The sequence below is a fragment of the Amycolatopsis sp. ATCC 39116 genome, from assembly GCF_000231075.2.
GTDB lineage: Bacteria > Actinomycetota > Actinomycetes > Mycobacteriales > Pseudonocardiaceae > Amycolatopsis_E > Amycolatopsis_E tucumanensis.
Genome location: NZ_AFWY03000012.1, coordinates 61220 through 78582 on the forward strand (window position 1 = coordinate 61220; position 17363 = coordinate 78582).

13 protein-coding genes and 3 pseudogenes are annotated in these 17363 nt (G+C 69.8%); 10 read left to right on the forward strand and 6 right to left on the reverse strand.

Going from position 1 to position 17363, the window contains the following annotated elements; all coding sequences use genetic code 11:
* Positions 1-54 precede the first annotated feature (54 nt).
* The 3 genes from AMY39116_RS0316000 to AMY39116_RS0316010 all read left to right on the forward strand — a co-directional run bounded on the left by AMY39116_RS0316000 (position 55) and on the right by AMY39116_RS0316010 (position 2539).
* Complete coding sequence (locus AMY39116_RS0316000) at positions 55-801, forward strand: SDR family NAD(P)-dependent oxidoreductase (RefSeq protein WP_027935963.1); 747 nt, start codon at positions 55-57, stop codon at positions 799-801.
* Between the two features lie 17 nt (positions 802-818).
* Positions 819-1982 (forward strand): acyl-CoA dehydrogenase family protein, encoded by a 1164-nt coding sequence (locus AMY39116_RS0316005; protein WP_020418648.1) that lies wholly within the window; start codon positions 819-821, stop codon positions 1980-1982.
* A 137-nt stretch (positions 1983-2119) separates the two neighbouring features.
* Entirely contained in the window at positions 2120-2539 is a 420-nt protein-coding gene (locus AMY39116_RS0316010; RefSeq protein ID WP_020418649.1) for an ester cyclase, read from the forward strand.
* Between the two features lie 26 nt (positions 2540-2565).
* On the opposite strand, the pseudogene AMY39116_RS48115 reads toward AMY39116_RS0316010, so the two are convergent.
* A pseudogene (locus AMY39116_RS48115) lies at positions 2566-3454 on the reverse strand (IS481 family transposase); the annotation flags it as partial.
* Between the two features lie 165 nt (positions 3455-3619).
* Between AMY39116_RS48115 and AMY39116_RS44710 the strand changes: the two are divergent.
* A complete protein-coding gene (locus tag AMY39116_RS44710; protein WP_084506102.1) occupies positions 3620-5395 on the forward strand; it encodes a chloride channel protein in 1776 nt (591 codons plus the stop codon).
* A gap of 63 nt (positions 5396-5458) precedes the next feature.
* Here the strand turns inward: AMY39116_RS44710 and AMY39116_RS0316025 are convergent, their stop codons facing one another.
* The 3 genes from AMY39116_RS0316025 to AMY39116_RS0316035 form a co-directional block, all read right to left on the reverse strand.
* Complete coding sequence (locus AMY39116_RS0316025) at positions 5459-6739, reverse strand: MFS transporter (protein ID WP_039791550.1); 1281 nt, start codon at positions 6737-6739, stop codon at positions 5459-5461.
* A 408-nt stretch (positions 6740-7147) separates the two neighbouring features.
* Positions 7148-8461, reverse strand: a complete 1314-nt coding sequence (locus AMY39116_RS0316030; protein ID WP_020418652.1) for an amidohydrolase family protein — start codon at positions 8459-8461, stop codon at positions 7148-7150.
* Positions 8462-8511: 50 nt separating this feature from the next.
* Positions 8512-9393 carry an oxaloacetate decarboxylase gene (locus AMY39116_RS0316035; RefSeq protein WP_020418653.1) on the reverse strand — a complete coding sequence of 294 codons (882 nt, stop codon included), beginning with the start codon at positions 9391-9393 and terminating at the stop codon, positions 8512-8514.
* A gap of 173 nt (positions 9394-9566) precedes the next feature.
* Here AMY39116_RS0316035 and AMY39116_RS42960 point away from each other — a divergent pair, with 173 nt between their 5' ends.
* Positions 9567-10076: a helix-turn-helix domain-containing protein gene (locus AMY39116_RS42960; RefSeq protein WP_020418654.1), complete on the forward strand. Its 510-nt coding sequence runs from the start codon at positions 9567-9569 to the stop codon at positions 10074-10076.
* Between the two features lie 109 nt (positions 10077-10185).
* Here the strand turns inward: AMY39116_RS42960 and AMY39116_RS0316045 are convergent, their stop codons facing one another.
* Positions 10186-10947, reverse strand: coding sequence for an oxidoreductase (locus tag AMY39116_RS0316045; protein WP_020418655.1), 762 nt, complete (start codon positions 10945-10947; stop codon positions 10186-10188).
* Positions 10948-11037: 90 nt separating this feature from the next.
* Here AMY39116_RS0316045 and AMY39116_RS0316050 point away from each other — a divergent pair, with 90 nt between their 5' ends.
* The 5 genes and pseudogenes from AMY39116_RS0316050 (at position 11038) to AMY39116_RS0316070 (ending at position 15853) form a co-directional block, all read left to right on the forward strand.
* Positions 11038-11607: a TetR/AcrR family transcriptional regulator gene (locus AMY39116_RS0316050; protein ID WP_027935964.1), complete on the forward strand. Its 570-nt coding sequence runs from the start codon at positions 11038-11040 to the stop codon at positions 11605-11607.
* Between the two features lie 452 nt (positions 11608-12059).
* Positions 12060-12398, forward strand: a pseudogene (locus tag AMY39116_RS42965) (SDR family oxidoreductase); the annotation flags it as partial.
* A 34-nt stretch (positions 12399-12432) separates the two neighbouring features.
* Positions 12433-13416: an MDR family oxidoreductase gene (locus tag AMY39116_RS0316060; RefSeq protein WP_020418658.1), complete on the forward strand. Its 984-nt coding sequence runs from the start codon at positions 12433-12435 to the stop codon at positions 13414-13416.
* Between the two features lie 533 nt (positions 13417-13949).
* Positions 13950-14395 (forward strand): annotated as a pseudogene (locus tag AMY39116_RS42970) (formylglycine-generating enzyme family protein); the annotation flags it as partial.
* 96 nt (positions 14396-14491) lie between these two features.
* Complete coding sequence (locus AMY39116_RS0316070) at positions 14492-15853, forward strand: sulfatase (protein ID WP_020418660.1); 1362 nt, start codon at positions 14492-14494, stop codon at positions 15851-15853.
* Here the strand turns inward: AMY39116_RS0316070 and AMY39116_RS0316075 are convergent.
* Positions 15850-17301: a sulfatase-like hydrolase/transferase gene (locus tag AMY39116_RS0316075; RefSeq protein WP_020418661.1), complete on the reverse strand. Its 1452-nt coding sequence runs from the start codon at positions 17299-17301 to the stop codon at positions 15850-15852. The two genes, AMY39116_RS0316070 and AMY39116_RS0316075, sit on opposite strands and share 4 nt — an antisense overlap.
* Between the last annotated feature and the right edge of the window lie 62 nt (positions 17302-17363).

Genomic DNA, 17363 nt, shown 5'->3' on the forward strand with positions numbered 1-17363 from the left:
TTTTCGATAAATGTCACATACCTATTCGTATAGACCGATCGGTACAATACTGTGATGGATGCAGACGACAGCATGACCGGCGAGCGGGTGGCCCTGGTCACCGGCGCCTCCCGCGGTATCGGAGCCGGCATCGCGCAGCAGCTCCTCGACCGGGGCCTGCGGGTCGCCGGTACCTACCGGACCGGCGGTGAGCTCGTCGAGAAGCTCGCCGCGGTCCACCCGGACCGAGTTCTGCCGGTGCCCTTCGACCTCGCCGCGCCCGAGGGTGCCCGGGCGGTGATCGAGCAGGTCACCGGCCAGTGGGGCCGGCTGGACACGCTCGTGCTCAACGCGGCGGTGTGGCAGGGCGGCAAACTCGCCAAGATCGATCTCGACGACTGGTGGCAGGTCGTCGAGGCGAACCTGAGAAGCACCGCCGCGCTCGTCCAGGCCGCGATCCCGTGGCTGGCCCAGGGGGCGAGCCCCGGCGTCGTGCTGGTCGGCTCCGCGGTCGGTTCCGTGGGTTTCCCCGGCGACACGGCCTACGCGAGCGCCAAGGCGGCGGCCGTGGGCTTCGCCCGCTCCCTGGCGAAGGAACTCGCGCCCAAGGGGGTGCGGGTCAACGTGCTCGCCCCGGGTTTCGTCGACACCGACATGACGTCGGCGATCCCGGACGTGGCACGCGCCAGGATCGCCGATGCCACGCTGCTCGGGCGATTCGGCACGGTCGAGGAAATCGCCCGCGCCGCGGTCTTCCTGGCCGAGGACGCGACGTTCTGCACCGGTGCGGTGCTCGCCGCCGACGGCGGCTGGACGCTTTAGATCCCAAGGAGGAAACGATGAACACAGGTCTGCCCGTCGACGAGTACCGGAAGCTGCGCGACAGTGTGCTCGCCACGATCTGGGACGAGCTCGACCCGCTGGAACACCAGATCGAGGACACCGAAACCATTCCGTACGACATCGTCCTGCCCGCGCTGCGTTCGTGTGGCGCGTTCGGGCTGATCGTGCCACAGGAGTACGGCGGCGCCGGGCTGTCGATGGCGCAGTACCTGCCGATCCTGGCCGAGTTCGCGAAGATCCAGGGTGGCATCCGGGCCATCGTGCACGTGCACAACTCCTTCGCGCACGCCCTGTCTGAGATCGGGAACGACGCTCAGAAGAAGGAGATCCTCCCGGGCGCGGCGACCGGCGAGAAGTCGCTGGCCTTCGCGCTTACCGAGCCGGGCAACGGGACCGGCGCCGACCTGTCGACCACCGCGCGGCGCGAGGGTGACGAGTACGTGCTCAACGGGCGCAAGTGGCTCATCACCAACTCCGACATCGCCTCGCACTTCCTGGTGTTCGCCAAGACGTCCGACCAGGACGTCTCGGCGCTCATCGTGCCGCGCGACACCCCCGGGTTCTCCATCGCGCCGCTGCCGGAGACGATGGGCTGCAAGGGTGCCGAGCACGGCGAGCTGACGTTCGAGGATGTGCGGGTGCCGGTGTCGGCTCTGGTCGGCGCCGAGGGCGAGGGCGGCGCGCACCTGGAGCGGGCGCTGGAGATCAGCCGGGTGTTCATCGCCGCCTCTTCGCTGGGCACGGCGTCGCGGGCGCTGGAGCTGTCGCTGAAGTACGCGCAGGAGCGGGTCACGTTCGGCAAGCCGATCGCGCAGCGCCAGGCGATCCAGCGCTACCTGGCCGAGATGGCCGCCGACGTGTACGCGTTGCGCGGCATGCTGGCGGACGCGGCGTCCAAATGGGACAGCGGCAAGCGGATCCCGGCCGAGTCGTCACTGGTCAAGCAGTTCGGACTGGAGGCCGTCGGCCGGGTCACCGACCGCGCGCTGCTGGTGCACGGCGGGATCGGCTACACGCGGAAGTACCCGATCGAACGCCTCTACCGCGACGCGCGCCTGAACTGGCTGGAGGAGGGTACGCCCACCATCCAGTACATGGTGGCCGCCCGGGAACTGCTCGGCGGCTACACGTTCGAGGACGCCTTCACGGTCGCGAGCTGACCGACGTACGACGGATTCGGCCGGGCACTTCGGGTGCCCGGCCGTTGTCGTGTGGCGGTGCTCGCAAAAGCTGGGCTGCGAAGGCGGGACCGCCTATGTTTGACAGTGTTGTCAAACATAGGTCGAGGAGGTTGCCGATGTCGCCGGTGAACTCGGTGGAAGTGGTCGAGTCGTTCTGGCGCGACGTGTGGAACGCGGGCAACCCGGACGCCGCGGACCGCTACGTCGTCGAGGACTTCGTCATCACGAACGCGGGCGAGCGCATCGAAGGGCGCGAGAACTTCAAGGCGTGGATCCGGGCGTTCCGGGAGAAGATCGACGACTTCAGGCTGGAGGTCGTCGAAACGTTCCAGAACCACGACGGCAGCCGTGTCGCCTCGCGCTGGCGGGTGCACGGCCGCAACAAGGGAATGTTCGGCACCGAGCCGGACGGACGGCCGATCTCGTTCAGCGGAACCGCGGTGTGGGAGGTGCGCGAAGACGGCAAGCTGCTGCACAACCACGTCGAGCGGGCTGCGTGGGAACTCTTCCAGCGTCTGACCCCGCAGTCGGCCTGATCGTGCGCCGCGGGCCCGCCGAGGCCGCCGTGGGGGCGGTGATAGTTGTAGTAGTCCTCCCTTTCCTTGAGCTTCTCGTTGAACACCGCGGTGTCGCCGAGGACGATGCCGTTGAGTAGGCGGTAGAACTCCTCAGCGTCGATGCGGTGTGAGCGCTCGACCTTGCCGTTGAGACGTCGGGTGGCGGGGCGGATGTAGACGTGACCGATGCCCTGGTCGAGCAGGTGCCAGTGAAACGCCGACTGGAACTCCGCCCCGTTGTCGGTCTGGATCTTCTCAACCTGAACCGGCAGTCTGGACAGCACATGGTCCAGGAACTGGATCGCGGTCTTCTGGTCAGACCGCGGGTAAATCTTCAGGATCCGCAGCCGGGTGCAGTCATCGATCGCGGTGTAGGAGGTAGTACCGCTTCTTTCGGCCGGCGTCGGTGGTGATCGGTTCGACGGACATGACGTCGATCTGCAACTGGTGGCCTGGGCGCTGCTTCTCGTAACGCTTCCAGCGCTGCTGATGGCGCTTGTAGCGCTGAGAGGCCGGCAGCCGGCTCAGGCCCAGGCGTTTCAGGATGCGATAGATCGTGGAGGCGCTGATCTCCTGGTCGTGGTAGCGACGCAGGTACATGCTGATCTTCAGCGGGCCGAAGTGGTAATGCTGCCGCAGGTGGATGATCTTCTCGACCACCTGCGGGTGGGTGATGGTCGGGCAGTGCAGCGGTGCGCTGGACCGGTCCTTCAGACCGTCGATGCCCTCGTCTTCGTAGCGGTGTTTCCACCGGTAGAACACGGTGCGGCTGATGCCGTCATACCGGCAGGTCGCCGCGACATTGCCACTGATCTCCTCCGCGTGACGAAGAACGGCCAGGCGCCGGTTCGCGCGCCTGACCAGGTCCTTCTCACTCCACACTCGCTCAGCCATGGGGCCTCCCTTGATCAGGAGCCCAGACTGCCAACAACCTCCGTCAGTTTTAGACCTCGGCGCTGCCACCACTGTCGCTTTCGGACACACGGCGGCCGCATCCGAGCTGACTGCGGGCGGCCCGGATGGCCGGGTGCCGGCGCCTTCGGCACGGGCCTTTCAACGATGACGCGAAGATGGCCCGCGGCCTTGGTGCTCGCGGTGCTCGCGGGTGCCCTGGCCGGCGCTTCCGGTGTCGCTCTCATCCAGACCGTGGCGGCGTGCCGATGGCTGCTGCACGGTGCGCCGGCGCCGGTGGTTCTTCTCGCCCCGGCAGTGGCAGCGCTGGCTTACGGGCCGTTGCTGGCGGTGTGCGCGCCGGAGGCCGGGGGCGGCGGGGTTCCGCAGGTCCGGCGAGCGCTCGCGACGGCGGAGCCACTCCGTCCCCGCGTCGCGGGCGTCAAGGGGATTGCCGCCGGTCTCACTCTCGGTTCCGGGGGATCGGCCGGGAGCGAGGGCCCGATCATCCACATCTCCGCGGCACTCGGCTCGGCGCTGGTGCGGCTGCCGCGAGTACCGGTCACGCTGGTGCGATCGACGGTGGCGTCCGCCGTGGCGGGCGGGGTCGCCGGGTCCTTCCAGGCGCCGATGGCCGGCGTCGTCCTGGTCGTGGAAGTCCTGCTGACCGGCGTGAGCCCGCTCGAGCTGGCCGCGACGGTGGCCGGGGCCGTCTCCGGAACCACGGTCGCCTGGGCCCTGCCGGGGGAACCGCTGCGGCTGCCCGCGCCGGACATCGCCGGGTTCGGCCCGCACCTGGCCACCGTGCCGGTGGCGCTGCTCGCCGGGTTCGCCGGGGTCTCGCTGATCTGGAGCCTGCACCTGGTGCGGCGGGCGGCCGATCTGGTGTGGCGGTGGCCCGAGTGGGCGCGCCCGGCCGTCGGCGGGGTGCTGATGGGCGCGGCGGTACTCGCGGTGCCCCAGGTCGGCGGGATCGGGCAGGACGTCATCACCCACACTGCCACGGGATCCGGAAGCACCGGCGCCCTGCTCCTGTTGGCAGCCGCCAAGATCCTCGCGACGAGCGTCACCCTCGGCGTCGGCGGGGTGGGTGGCACCATCGGTCCGGCGCTGTTCGTCGGCGCGGCCGTAGGCGCCGCGTTCCCGGTACCGGGGGCGGCCGTCGTGGGGATGGCCGCCTGCCTCGCGGCCGGGGCCCGCGCTCCGGCCACGGCGGTCGTACTGGCGACCGAGCTGAGCGGGCCGGGCCTGCTGTCGTCACTCGGGCCCGCTGGGGTGATCGGCTGGGCCGTGGCACTGCCGCTGTCCGGAGGCAGCATCTTCGATCCCGGTAGAGTCGTCGGGCGCGGGACAGGAAGGAGTTTCATGGCCGGGGTTCGGCAGTTCGACGAGCGAGTGGCGCTCGAGCGCGCGCTCGACGTCTTCGCCGAGCGGGGGTTCCGCGCGACGTCGATGCTCGACCTCGCCGCGGGCACCGGAGTCCAGCGTGGCTCGCTGTACCACGCCTACGGGGGCAAGGAGGAGATCTTCCTTCGTGCCTTCGGCGAATACACCGATCGCTTCCTCGCAGGCGCCCGTGACGCGCTGAACGGCCCCGACAAGCGGACCGCCCTGCTGTCCTTCTTCGACTACTGCATCGCCATGTTCTCGGCCGGCTCCCCGTCCCGCGGCTGCCTGTCCACCCGCACGGCCGTCGAGGCCGCGACGGACTCTCCCCGGGTGGAAACCGCGGTCCGCGCGATGCTGGACAAGCTGGAAGACCTCGTCCACGACGCGCTCGTCGCCATCGACGACGGCGTGGAACTGGCCGTCGACATCAGGGCGGTCGCGCGCCTGGTCGTCACCACCACCCGCGGCATCGCCGTGCTGGAACGGGTGGACCACACGCCTGACGAGCTCCGCGCCATCGCCGAAACACTGGTCACCACGCTCGTGGGCCGGTAGCCCCGCGGTTCCGGCCGCGGGGCCCGGCTCTGGATCAGCGCGGTGTCCCGGTTTTCCCGCCGCTCAGTGCCGGCGCGGCGTGAACAGGAGCGCGGTGAACGTGATCGCGCACGCCAGGACGATGTACAGGGAGATCACCCAGGAGCCACCGAAGCCGGCGAACAGGGCCGCGGCGATGAACGGCGCCGGACCGCTGGTGATCAGCCCGCCCACCTGGTACGCGACCGAGACGCCGGTGTAGCGGTGCTCGGCGTCGAACAGCTCGGCCAGGAAGCCGGCCATGGCGCTGTAGCTCAGCGCGTGGCCGAGGCAGGCGAACAGGAACATCGCGATGAGCACCGCGGCGGGGGCGCCGCTGTCGATCAGCCAGAAGAACGGGAACGCGGCGAGGGCCGAGTAGACCGCCCCGGCCAGCAGGACGTTCCGCCTGCCGATGCGGTCGGCGAGGACGGCCACCAGCGGCACCGCGGCGATGTCCAGCAACGAGGCGACGATCAAGCAGGTCAGCACCGTGCTGCGGGAGATGCCGACCTCGCCGGGGCCGTACGACAGCACGAACACGGTCACCACGTAGAAGGGGATGTTGGACGCGGCTTGGGCGAACAGACCGACGAGAACGGAGCGGGGGGAACGTCGCAGGGTGTCCTTCAGCGGGAACTTCGACACCTCCCGGGCCTGCGACACCTGCTCGAACTCGGGCGACTCGCTGAGGCGGGAACGCACGTAGAAGCCGACCGCGATGAGCACCGCGCTGGCCAGGAACGGCAGGCGCCAGCCCCACGACAACAGTTGGTCCTTCGGCAGCTGCTGCACCGCGAGGAACGCCGCGGCCGACAGCACGAGCCCGGCCGGGACGCCGGCCTGCGGCCAGCTGCCGTAGAAGGCCCGCCGCCGCGGCGGGGCGTGCTCCACCGCCATCAGCACGGCGCCACCCCATTCGCCGCCCACCGCGAAGCCCTGGACCAGCCGGACGAGAACCAGCAGGAGAGGCGCGGCGAGGCCGATCTGGGCGTAGGTGGGCAACACGCCGATGGCGACCGTCCCGCCGCCCATCAACAGCAGGGACAGGATCAGCATCCGCTTCCGGCCGAGCCGGTCGCCGAAGTGCCCGAACACGATACCGCCCAGCGGGCGCGCGACGAAGGCGACGCCGAACGTCGCGAAGGCCGCGAGAGTCCCGGCCAACGGGCTCAGGGTGGGGAAGAACTGGGTGTTGAACACCAGGGTCGCCGCCGAACCGAACAGGAAGAAGTCGTACCACTCGATCGCCGTGCCGACGAAGCTGGCGAAGGCCACGCGCGCGGGATTGACCCGCGCCGCCTGTTGTTGCTCGACCACCATCATTACCTCCAACGACTTCGGGGGAGATTCGCTTCACCACGCGGCGCTTTGTACCGGTCGATCTGACCCGTTCCTAGCGGTGGGGTCGGCCGGGTGGATGCCGCCTGCCCCGCACAAGAGCTGGGGCAGGAGGCGGACGACGCGCCCACGATCCAGGGGAGCAGTGGTGCGCGACGTTGCCTGAACTATATGCATATTGACCGGTCGGTACAAGACGCTGGAGGAAAGGTTGCCCGTGCATTTCGGCCGCGGTGTGACGGTGGCGGCCTGATGTCCGCGACGAGGCGGTCCCGGCGTCACGGCGGGGTCCGAGTGGTGTGATGGCCCGGCAGGGAGCCGTACTCGGCTGGTCGCACTTACGAGCGGCTGGCACCGCGGGTTACCGCGCAGGGGCGCCGATCGGGCAACGGGTCACTCGCCGTCGGTTCGCCACTGCCGCCGCAGGCGTTCGCGGTCCACGACCCGCCCCTCGAGCACGACATCGGCGATGCGGCGGGTGTTGGTGATGTCCGCGCGCGGGTCGGCGTCGAGGACCAGCAGGTCGGCCCGCTTGCCGACCTCGATGGTCCCCCGGTCGGTCAGCCCCAGCAGGTGGGACGAGCGCCGGGTGGCGAACTCGATCGCCTCGATCGGGGACAGGCCCGCTTCGACCAGCGCTTCGAGCTCCCGGTGCTCGGCGAGCCCGGGGAGCTGCGCGAGCAGGCCCGTGTCGGCCGAGTAGACGAGCCGGACGCCGGCTTGGTGCAGGGTGGCGAAGTTCTCCTGCAGGCGGCGGTAGGTCTCGCCGGTGTCGAACAGTGGTTCCCCGCCTCGCGCCCGCATCCGGCCGCGCAGCTCCTCGATGGCGGTGGCCGGCAGCGTCTCCCGCACCGCCGGATCGTCCAGCCATTCGGTGCGCGTCGGGCCCTGCACGCTCATCGAGGTGAAGACCGCGGTGTCGCGCTCGACGAGCCGTTCGATCAGCTCCTGGTCGGGACCCGGGCTGCGGGGCATGTGGGCGAGGATGTCGGCACCGGCGTCGAGCGCGACCTTCGCGTCCTCGACGGTGTAGATGTGCGCCGCGGCCGGGATGCCGTGCTCGTGGGCTTCGTCGACGATCTCCCGGCACGCCTCCGGCGACAGCTTGGCCGCGGTGCCGCCCCGGTCGTCGATCCAGAACTTGACCGCGTCGACCTTCCGCCCCGCGAGCTCGCGCACGAAGGCCCGCCCGTCCGCCGGGTCGGTCACCTGGTGCACCGCGTCGACGGCGAAGAACGGCGCGCCGCTGGCCTGCCCGGGGCCGGGCGCCGCGACCAGGCCGGAGCCCGCGGTGAAGAAGGTCGCCAGGTCCGGGTCGTCAAGGATTCCCGAGCGTTGCTCGTCGCGGATGGCGATCTCGATGCCGTTCCGGTCGGTCCCGAGGCACTGGAACGTGCTGATTCCGTAGTAGACGAACCGGCGGAGGTGGTCGAGGATGTTCTCGCGCGAATAGAAGCCCGGATCGCAGGCGGCACCTCGCATGTAGCCGATGTGCCCGTGCGGGTTGACCAGCGCGGGCATGACCGTTTTGCCCCGCAACGAGACCACGCTCGCGCCGGTGAGGTCCCCGGCCGGGGCCTGGCTGAGGCCGGTGATGCGTCCATCCTGGACTGTGATCACGGCGTCGTCGAGAACCGTGGTGCCGTCGCCTACGATCACCCGCGCGTCGGTGAACGCGGTAGTGCCGGTGGGATTGTCGTTGTTCATGGGGTTACCGTCTTTCGTCAGAACGGACCGGGATTGCGGAGCTGGGGGCGTCACTGGTACCGGGCGGCGCGTCGCTCGTAGGCGGCGTAGTCCATAAGGGACTCGAACGTGTGCTGCCCGAGCATCAGGCCGCGGATGTCGGCGACCTCCCGGCCCTCCTCGAGCGCGTCGAGAACCGCTGTGACGCTCTTGGCCGCCGCGCCGATGAGGCTGTACCACAGCAGGAGGATGTCCGCTCCCGCGTCGGCGTACTCCGCGAGCGTGCTGCCCGGGCGGTCGCCGCCCGGAGCGTCGAACAGGTCCGCGGCCACCATGACGGGGGCGTCGATGCGCGAGCGGACCTCCTTCAGCTTGGCCGCGGGAATCGCGGGAGCGAAAACCGCGTCGGCCCCGGCGGCGACATAGCTCTGCAGGCGGTTGACGGCGTCGTCGATGTCCCGGTGTACCCAGGCCGCGTCCGACCGCGCGATGATCTGGAAGGTCGGATCCGTGCGGGCGTCCAGCGCCGCCCGGATGCGCTTCGCCATCCGCTCGGGAGACATCAGTCCCGCCGGTCGCGACGTGTGCTTGCCGCCGAGGTTGTCCTCGATGTGGATGCCCACCACGCCGGCGGACTCGAAGGCCCGTACCGTCCGCCAGATGTTCTCGGGCTCGTAGAAGCCGTTCTCGCCGTCCACGAGCACGGGCAGCTCGGTCGCCTCGACGATCCGGCGCGCCGCGTCCACCATTTCGGTCATCGTGATCAGTCCGACGTCCGGCTCGCCGAACGTGCTCGCGGCGGCGGCGAAACTGCCGAGGTAGGTCGCGGGGAAACCGGCGCGTTCGACGAGCTTCGCGGTGAAGGCGTCATAGGCGCCCGGGAGTATGAGTGGCGCGGGGGACCGGACGAGCTCGGCGAACGCCGCACGGCGCTGGGCTGGGGTCGACGGCACGATGGGCCTCCTTGATGCGAAGTGCGGACGGTTCGCGCGCCCGTGGCGCGCTGGGGTGCTGCAAGGCTGCTGACTTGCTTTCAGCAAGCTAGCATCGCTGGATTTCTTCGTGCAACCCAGCCGGGCGGCCGGGCTGGCTAGCTGGGGGCTACTCAAGTGGGTACGATCGTGGCGTGCCCAAGACGCTCGGCAAGGACTCGACTTGCTCCATCGCCCGGACGCTGCAGGTGCTCGGCGACAGCTGGACGCTGCTGATCGTCCGGGAGGCGATGCTGGCGGGCTCGACACGGTTCCAGGAGTTCCGGGAGGAGCTGGGGATCGCGCCGAACATCTTGGCCAAACGGCTCGCGCAGCTGGTGGACGAAGGCCTCATGGAGCGGCGGACCTACCGGGAGCCGGGGCTGCGGGCCAGGGAGGAGTACGTACTCACCGAAGCCGGCCGCAGCTTGAACGTGGTCATGGCGGCGCTGGCGAGCTGGGGCCGCGCTCACCGGCCGCGTCCCGGCGGCACCTCGCCACGGTTCACCCTGGAAGACACGGGCACGGCCGCGCAACTGGCGTTCGTCACGCCGGACGGTCAGTGTGTGCCGCCCGCGCGGCTGACGGCCCGGAGGACCGACGACGCCGCGCTCGACGCCATGACGGGGACCGGGGACGGGATGCCGGCTGCCCAGGCGAGCTGACGGCGGCCGGGCGCGGGCTTGTCCATCACGCCGAAGGTTCGGCGAGAGCAGGCTTTCCGCGGGTTTCGGGCTTCGGGGCGCACCCCGAGGCCCGAAGCCCCGGGGAGTGTCACGCCGCCTTGATGGTCCCGCCGTCGATCACGAGGTCGGTGCCGGTGATCCACCGGGCCTGGGGCCCGAGGAGGAACGCGACCGCGTCGGCGATTTCACCGGCTTCGCCCATCCGGCCGAGTGCGATGCCCATGCTCGCGGGCACGCCCTCGTCCAGTACCTGATCGCGGGTGGTGCCGGACGCGCTGGCCATGCTGTCGCCGAGACGGCCGTCATCGGTCCAGCCCGGCGTGCGGACAGGCCCGGGCGACACGGTGTTCACCCGGACCCCTCGCGGTGCGAACTCCTCCGACAGCGCCGTGGTGAGGTTGGTCAGCGCCGCTTTGTGCGCGGAGTAGTCCACCACCATCGGGAACGGCAACCGTGCGTTGATCGACGACACGTTGACGATCGCTCCGCCGCGCTCCAGCAGCGCCGGCAGCAGTGCGCGCGTGAGGCGCACGGCCGACAGGACGTTCGCGTTGAAGCCCTGCTGCCACTGCGCGTCGGTGACGTCGAGGAACGAACTCCGGGCCTCGAACTGCCCGACGTTGTTGACCAGCGCGTCGACCCGGCCGAGCCGCAGTGCGGCAGCAGCGAGCGCCTCGACCCCCTCGGCGGTCGCGAGATCCGCGCGGACGACGGTCAGGTCGTCACCCTGCTCCGGTGTAGCCGAGCGCGAACCCGTGACGACCCAGTAGCCGTCCTTGCGCAGGCGCTCGACGACCGCGGCGCCGATGCCCTTCGTGCCACCGCTGACGACGGCCACTTTGTTGTCCATCACTGCCTCCTTTTTGGGAGCGATCGCTCCCGTATGGTCTGGACAGTACAACGGGAGCAGTCGCTCCACAACCTGGGGTAGTCTGGGTGCGTGGCACGGTCTCGGCAGTTCGACGAGGGGGAAGTGCTCGCGCGCGCGACGGAGCTGTTCCATCGGCGCGGCTACCACGCCACGTCCACCCGCGACCTCGGGGAGGCGCTCGCCCTCAACCCGAGCAGTCTCTACCGGACCTTCGGGGACAAGCACGCGCTGTTCCTGCGCGCTCTGGATCATTACCAGGCGTCGGAGTCCGCGCGCTGCACCGCCGCACTGGAGGACGACCGGCCAGTCCGCCTCGTGTTGCGCGACTGGCTCTACTCGATGGTCGAGCCCGCCGACGTGCCGGGCTGCCTGGTCATCCACACCGCCACCGAGCTGGGCACGGACGACCCGGAAACCAGCCGGCGGGTGGATGCGGCATTCGAAGGCACGTTCGTCGCGATCGCCGCGTTGTTGCGGCGCGGGATCGCCGCCGGTGAACTGGCGGCCGACCTCGACGCCGAGGCCACCGCCGACCTGCTGTTCACCACCCTCGCCGGGCTGCGGGTACGCCACCGCGCGGGCCACGACCCGCAACGGCTGCGCGCGGCGGTCGACCAGGCGCTACGCGTGCTCGGCTGACCCGTTGGTGTGGCCACCACCGGAAGCCTGGTTCGCGCGGCGCAGCGGGACGTCGCGTGCCGTCGAAGTGACGATGATGTGGTGTCGAGGGCGGCTCCGCCAACGACTATGACTACCTCGCCGGGCATTGTCGGGCTCGTCTCCCCGCGAAGTGCTCGAGTTGAATCTGGTGACCGTGAAGGATGGCATGATGCCGAGGTGGTACTGAGCCGGTACTTCCGTGAATCGGCATCAGAGGGTTGCCGGCTCACTGGTGGATTGTTGATCGCGTCGTGAGACTTACGACGCCGCCACGTGGCAATGGTTGCTGAAGGCAGGACGTCAGTGGACGACCTCGCCACGCCGTTCAGCAGAATAACGCCGCGGATTACAGCGCGTCGTGTACTGGCCGGCCCTTAGTCCGACGGCGACCGCGCTGCTCGATGCGGCGGCGCTTCCGCGCTTCAGACGCCAACATGGCGCACTACGTGTCGGCCAAACACGGGGTTGTCGGATTGACCCGCACACTCGCGATGGAATTGGCACCCGACAGTATCCGGGTCAACAGCCTGCATCCCACGCAAGTCAACACCGACATGATCCACAACCAGCCCATCTACGACCTGTTCGCGGGTAAGCAGGGCGCCACGAAGGAGGAGTTCGCGGCGGCGTCGAGCCGGCTGCAGATGTTGCCTGTCCCGTGGGTGGAGCCGGTCGACATTTCCAACGCACTTCTCTTCCTGGCAAGTGACGAGGCCCGGTACATCACTGGCGCGGCGCTCGCCATCGACGCGGGGAGCAGCCTGCTCTGATCGATCTGGAAGCGATCGTCACCGGAGGAGAATCATGTTCAAAGCGATCCTCATCGACCGAAGCAACACCGACTACCAGGCCGAGGTGCGGAACCTCGAGGAAGAGGAGTTGCCCGACGGCGATGTGACCGTGCGGATCGTCCACAGCAGCCTCAACTACAAGGACGCACTCGCCATCACCGGTAAGGGGCCCGTCGTTCGCAGCTTTCCGATGGTGCCTGGCATCGATCTGGCCGGCGTCGTCGAGTCCAGCGGCGACCCGGCCTATGCGCCAGGCGACCACGTCCTGCTCAACGGCTGGGGCATCGGAGAGACCCACTGGGGTGGGCTCGCTCAGCGCGCCCGTGTGCGAGGAGAGTGGCTCATCCCGCTGCCTGCTGGACTCGACGAACGGCAAGCCATGGCCGTCGGGACCGCGGGATACACGGCGATGCTGTGCCTCATGGTGCTGGAGAGCAATGGCCTGACGCCGGAAGATGGGGAGGTTCTCGTCACCGGCGCCAGCGGTGGAGTCGGTAGCTTCGCGGTCTCATTGCTGGCTCGACGCGGCTATTCGGTGGTCGCCGCGACCGGACGGCCATCCGAGGCGGGTTACCTGCAGCGGTTGGGAGCCGGCACGATCATCGACCGGACCGAGCTGTCCGAGCCAGGACGCCCGCTCGCCAAGGAGCGATGGGCCGCGGCGATCGATTCGGTAGGCAGCCACACCCTCGCCAACGTCTGTGCCGCGACCCGCTCGGAGGGCCTAGTTGCGGCTTGCGGAATGGCGCAGGGTTTGGATTTCCCCGCGTCGGTCGCGCCCTTCATCCTGCGGGGAGTGCGCCTGCTGGGCGTCAACAGCGTCACTCAGCCCTACACCCGCCGCAAGACCGCGTGGGAGCGGCTGAGCCGCGAGCTTCACCTGGCGCACTTGGAGGACATCAGCCAGGAGATCGGGTTGAGCGAGGCGATCCCGACAGCATCGAAACTGCTCGACGGCCGGATCAGAGGCCGGATCGTCGTCGACGTGAACAGCTGAGCAGGGGTTTGGGAGGGCGCCTGTTCTCTGGAGATTGCGCAGGCGGTACGCGCCAGGATGGTCGTGCAATGGCACACTTGGAGACCTGCCGTCAAAGCTCGCTGAACGCAGGAATTCCCGTACGTCCATCCGGCGCCGCCGCGTCCACGCACCCCGCGAGGAACGGGTCCGGCTGTCCGAAGCACTCCGTTCAGTGCGGGCGGACCTCGCACACCACGTGGCCACCGGCAGCGCGACGAACATTCCACCGATGGATGCACGCGGCGAGGCCGGAAGAGTCATCCCGACCTGACCGACGTTCATTTCGAACAGCAGCGTCTCGAGTTGGGGGACGTCGCCGCAGAGAACCGGACTGTCGTGGTCGCGGCCCCGCTCGAGGGCAAGCGGAGGTACAGGCGAAGCAGGAGCGAATCTGGAGCGGGGTTCATTCCACTGTTGCCTTGAACGGCCCTCAACGCGCTCCAACTTCCCGATCCTGGCCAGGTGATTCTCGGTTTCCGCAGGTCAGTGTCTTGTGTCCGCCGCACTGGGGGCACGTGTCCTGGCACGACGCGGTGGCCTACTGCGAGTGGGAGGGCCGGCGCCTGCGGCCGAAGCGGAATGGGAGTACGCGGCGCGGCGCGGTCTCGACCAGGCCCGCTACCCGTGGGGTGACGAGCTGACGCCGGGTGGGGAACACCGCTGCAACATCTGGCAGGGCCGCTTCCCGGTGCACAACACCGAAGAGGACGGTCAGGTCGGAACAGCGCCGGTGGACGCGTTCCCGCCCAACGGTTTCGGGCTGTACAACGTGTCGGGCAACGTGTGGGAGTGGTGCGCCGACTGGTTCGACGACGCCCACGCGAACCGCGCGATGCGCGGCGGGTCTTACCTGTGCCACGACTCCTATTGCAATCGCTACCGCGTCGCCGCCCGCACCGCGAACATGCCGGACGGCTCGAGCGGGAACCTGGGCTTCCGGACCGTCACCGACATCTGAGCACCCGGCCGTGGTTGCCCTCGCGGGTCCGCCAGGGTTACCGTGTGCCACGTTACCTACCGAGTACTCGGTAGGTAAGAGTCCGGAGGTTTCCACGTGCACGATCGTCCCAACATCCTGTGGCTGTACTGCGACGAGCTGCGTGCGGACGCGCTCGGCTGCTACGCGGAAGCCGGGGGACTCTCGCCACGCACCCCCCACATCGACGCGCTGGCCGCGGACGCCGTGGTGTTCGACCGCTGCTACACCAACTCACCGGTGTGCGTGCCGAGCCGCACCTCGACGCTGACCGGGCTGCCGCCGGAGCGGACCGGTGTCTTCCACAACGAGGCCGCCGCCGGTGGCTGGCCGCTCCCCGCCGGGCTGGTCACCTTCCCCGAGTTGTTCGCCGACGCCGGGTACGCGACCGCCAGCTTCGGCAAGGAGCACCTCCCGCCCGAACTGAAGCCGTGGCAGGTGGACGACCACACCGGGGCCGGGATGCGCGATCCGCTCTCCGGGGCCGACGAAGGCTCACTGGTGCGGACGCCGGGCATGCGTTTCGTCGTCGGCGGACGGCATTCCGGGGAGGAGTTCGTCCCCGAGGAGGTGGCGCGGCGGGCGATCGCCTGGCTGCGCGCGGTGGACGGCCCGTTCCTGCTGCGCGCGTCGTTCCTGCAGCCGCACACGCCGGTCGTGGCGCCCGAACGCTGGGCCCGGCTGTTCCCGCCGGACGCCCAGCCCGGACACGCCCTCGACGGCGATCCGGACGGCAGCCGCTTCGACCGCCGCTTCGCCGAGCTCAACGGCGGGCGCGAGATGCCCGAAGCCGAGCTGCGGCAAGCCCAGGCCGACTACCTGGCGCTGGTCGCCTGGGTGGACGAGCAGATCGGGCTCATCCTCCGGGAACTGGAGAACCGCGGCCTGGCTGGGAACACGATCGTCGTGCTCACCTCCGACCACGGCGTGCACCTCGGCGAAGGGGGCGCCTTCGGCAAGCACACCTTCGCCCCGCAGAGCCACCGGGTTCCGCTGATCGTCCGGCGGCCGGGCCGGTCAGGTGGGGAGCGCCGCGACGATCTGGTCCAGTCGCTCGACCTCGCCCGGACGCTCCTCGGGGCAGCGGGCATCCCGGCCGCCGCGCCGATGGCGGGGCGTGATCTGTTCGGCGAGCCGGAGCCGGACCACGTCCTGGCGACCATCGGCTACGGTGACCCGGCGAGCCGCGCGTTCCCCAACCGCGACGAGGGCACCTGGGACGACGGGAGGGGCTGGCCACGGCGCAGCTGCATCCGGACCCGGCGCCACCGGCTGGACGCCACCGTCCGCATCGACGGACGCCCCGCCGCACCCGGCGAGGAAGACGTGTTCCTGGCGGACTCGCTCGCCGACCCCCGCGAGCTCCGGAACCTCGCGGAAAGCACGGCGCACGAGGAAATCCGGGACGCCCTGCTGCGCGAACTGCGCGCCCGCACCTAGGGAGTGCACCTCGGTGCGGGCAGGTCGACCGCGGGCCGCCGGGGGTCGCGGCCGGCCGGGAGGACGTCGGCCGTGGTGGCCAGCCACGTGAGGACGGCCTCGCGCATCCGCTCCTCGGCGGCCGCGAATTCCGCTCGTCCGGCGAGGTTGCGCGTCTCGGCCGGGTCGGTCCGGCGGTCGTACAGCTCGGGTGGTTCGTAGAGCCGCCAGACGTAGGTCCAGTCGCGATCGCGGGCCGCGAACGCCTTGCCGACGAGCCGGGGGTCTTCGTGCTGGAGTTCACCCTTGAGGTCGTAGGGGAACGCACCGCGCTCGAGCCGGGGCTCCTCTTCGGCCAGGAAGCCGCCCTCGCTGAACGCGTACGCCCGGTGCTCGCCGTCCGCGTCGTCGAACAGGTGCCGCAGACTTCGTCCATAGTGGACGTGGTCGGACTCGATGCCCGCGAGGTCGAGCAACGTGGGGAAGACGTCGATGAGTTCGACGAGCGCGTCGGTCGTCCCGGCGGGCACCGGGCCGCCGCTGAGGATGAGCGGGTCGCGGGTGACGCACGCGTGCATCGCCGACGGCCACTTCTCGATCACGCCGAAGTCGCCGAGGTATTCGCCGTGGTCGGCGAAGAAGGCGACGACGGTGTCCGGGCCGAGCGCGGCGACGATCCGGCCGACGTGGGCGTCCAACCGGGACACCATGCCGTGGTAGACGGCGGCGACTTCTTGCCACACCGGCAGTGTCGCGCGGTCGAGGCCATACTTCTCGCGGATGGCGGCGAGGTAGGCGGGACCGGTCCCCGGGGGAACGGGCGCGGGCTGGGCGTTGCGGTCGTGCAGGGAAAACCACGGCTCGGCGGCCTCGAACGGGCAGTGCGGTGCGATCAAGGGCACGAAGAGCACCCAAGGCCGGTCCGGCGGATCGGCGAGCCACGATTCAGCGGTGCGGACCGCGGCCTCGTCGAAGTCGAGGGCGTCGTCCAAGACTTCGCCGCCGTAGAAAAGCCTGTCCCACAAGGAGTCTTCAATGCCGGAAAGAGCGGGACGGCGGCGCCGCCGCTCGGCGGGCGCACCGCCCCAGCGCGCCCCGGCCGGGACCTCGGTGAATCCGTGCTCGTGCACGCTGAGCTCGGTCGCTCCGGGGGCGAACGTGTCGCCGCGGTCGCCCGCCCACACGACGTGGTAGCCGTGGTCGCGGAAGGTCCGCAAGAAGTTCGGCTCGTCCGGCCGCAGCAGTCCGTCCAGGGTGCGGTGCCCCGCGGTGTGCGGGTACCAGCCGGTGAGGAACGACGCCCGGCTCGGCGAACACACCGGGTGCTGAACGAAGGCGTTGGTGAACGTCATCCCCGCGGCGGCGAGCGCGTCCAGGTTCGGGGTGCGGGCGTGCTCGGCGCCGAATGCGCCGAGCGCGTCGGCGCGCAGCTGGTCGGCGACGATCACGACGAAGTCGGGTGGGGCCACGATGCCTCCGGGGTTGCCTGGGTGCCGGGGTCCGGGGTTGGATGTGGTCACGCTACCTACCG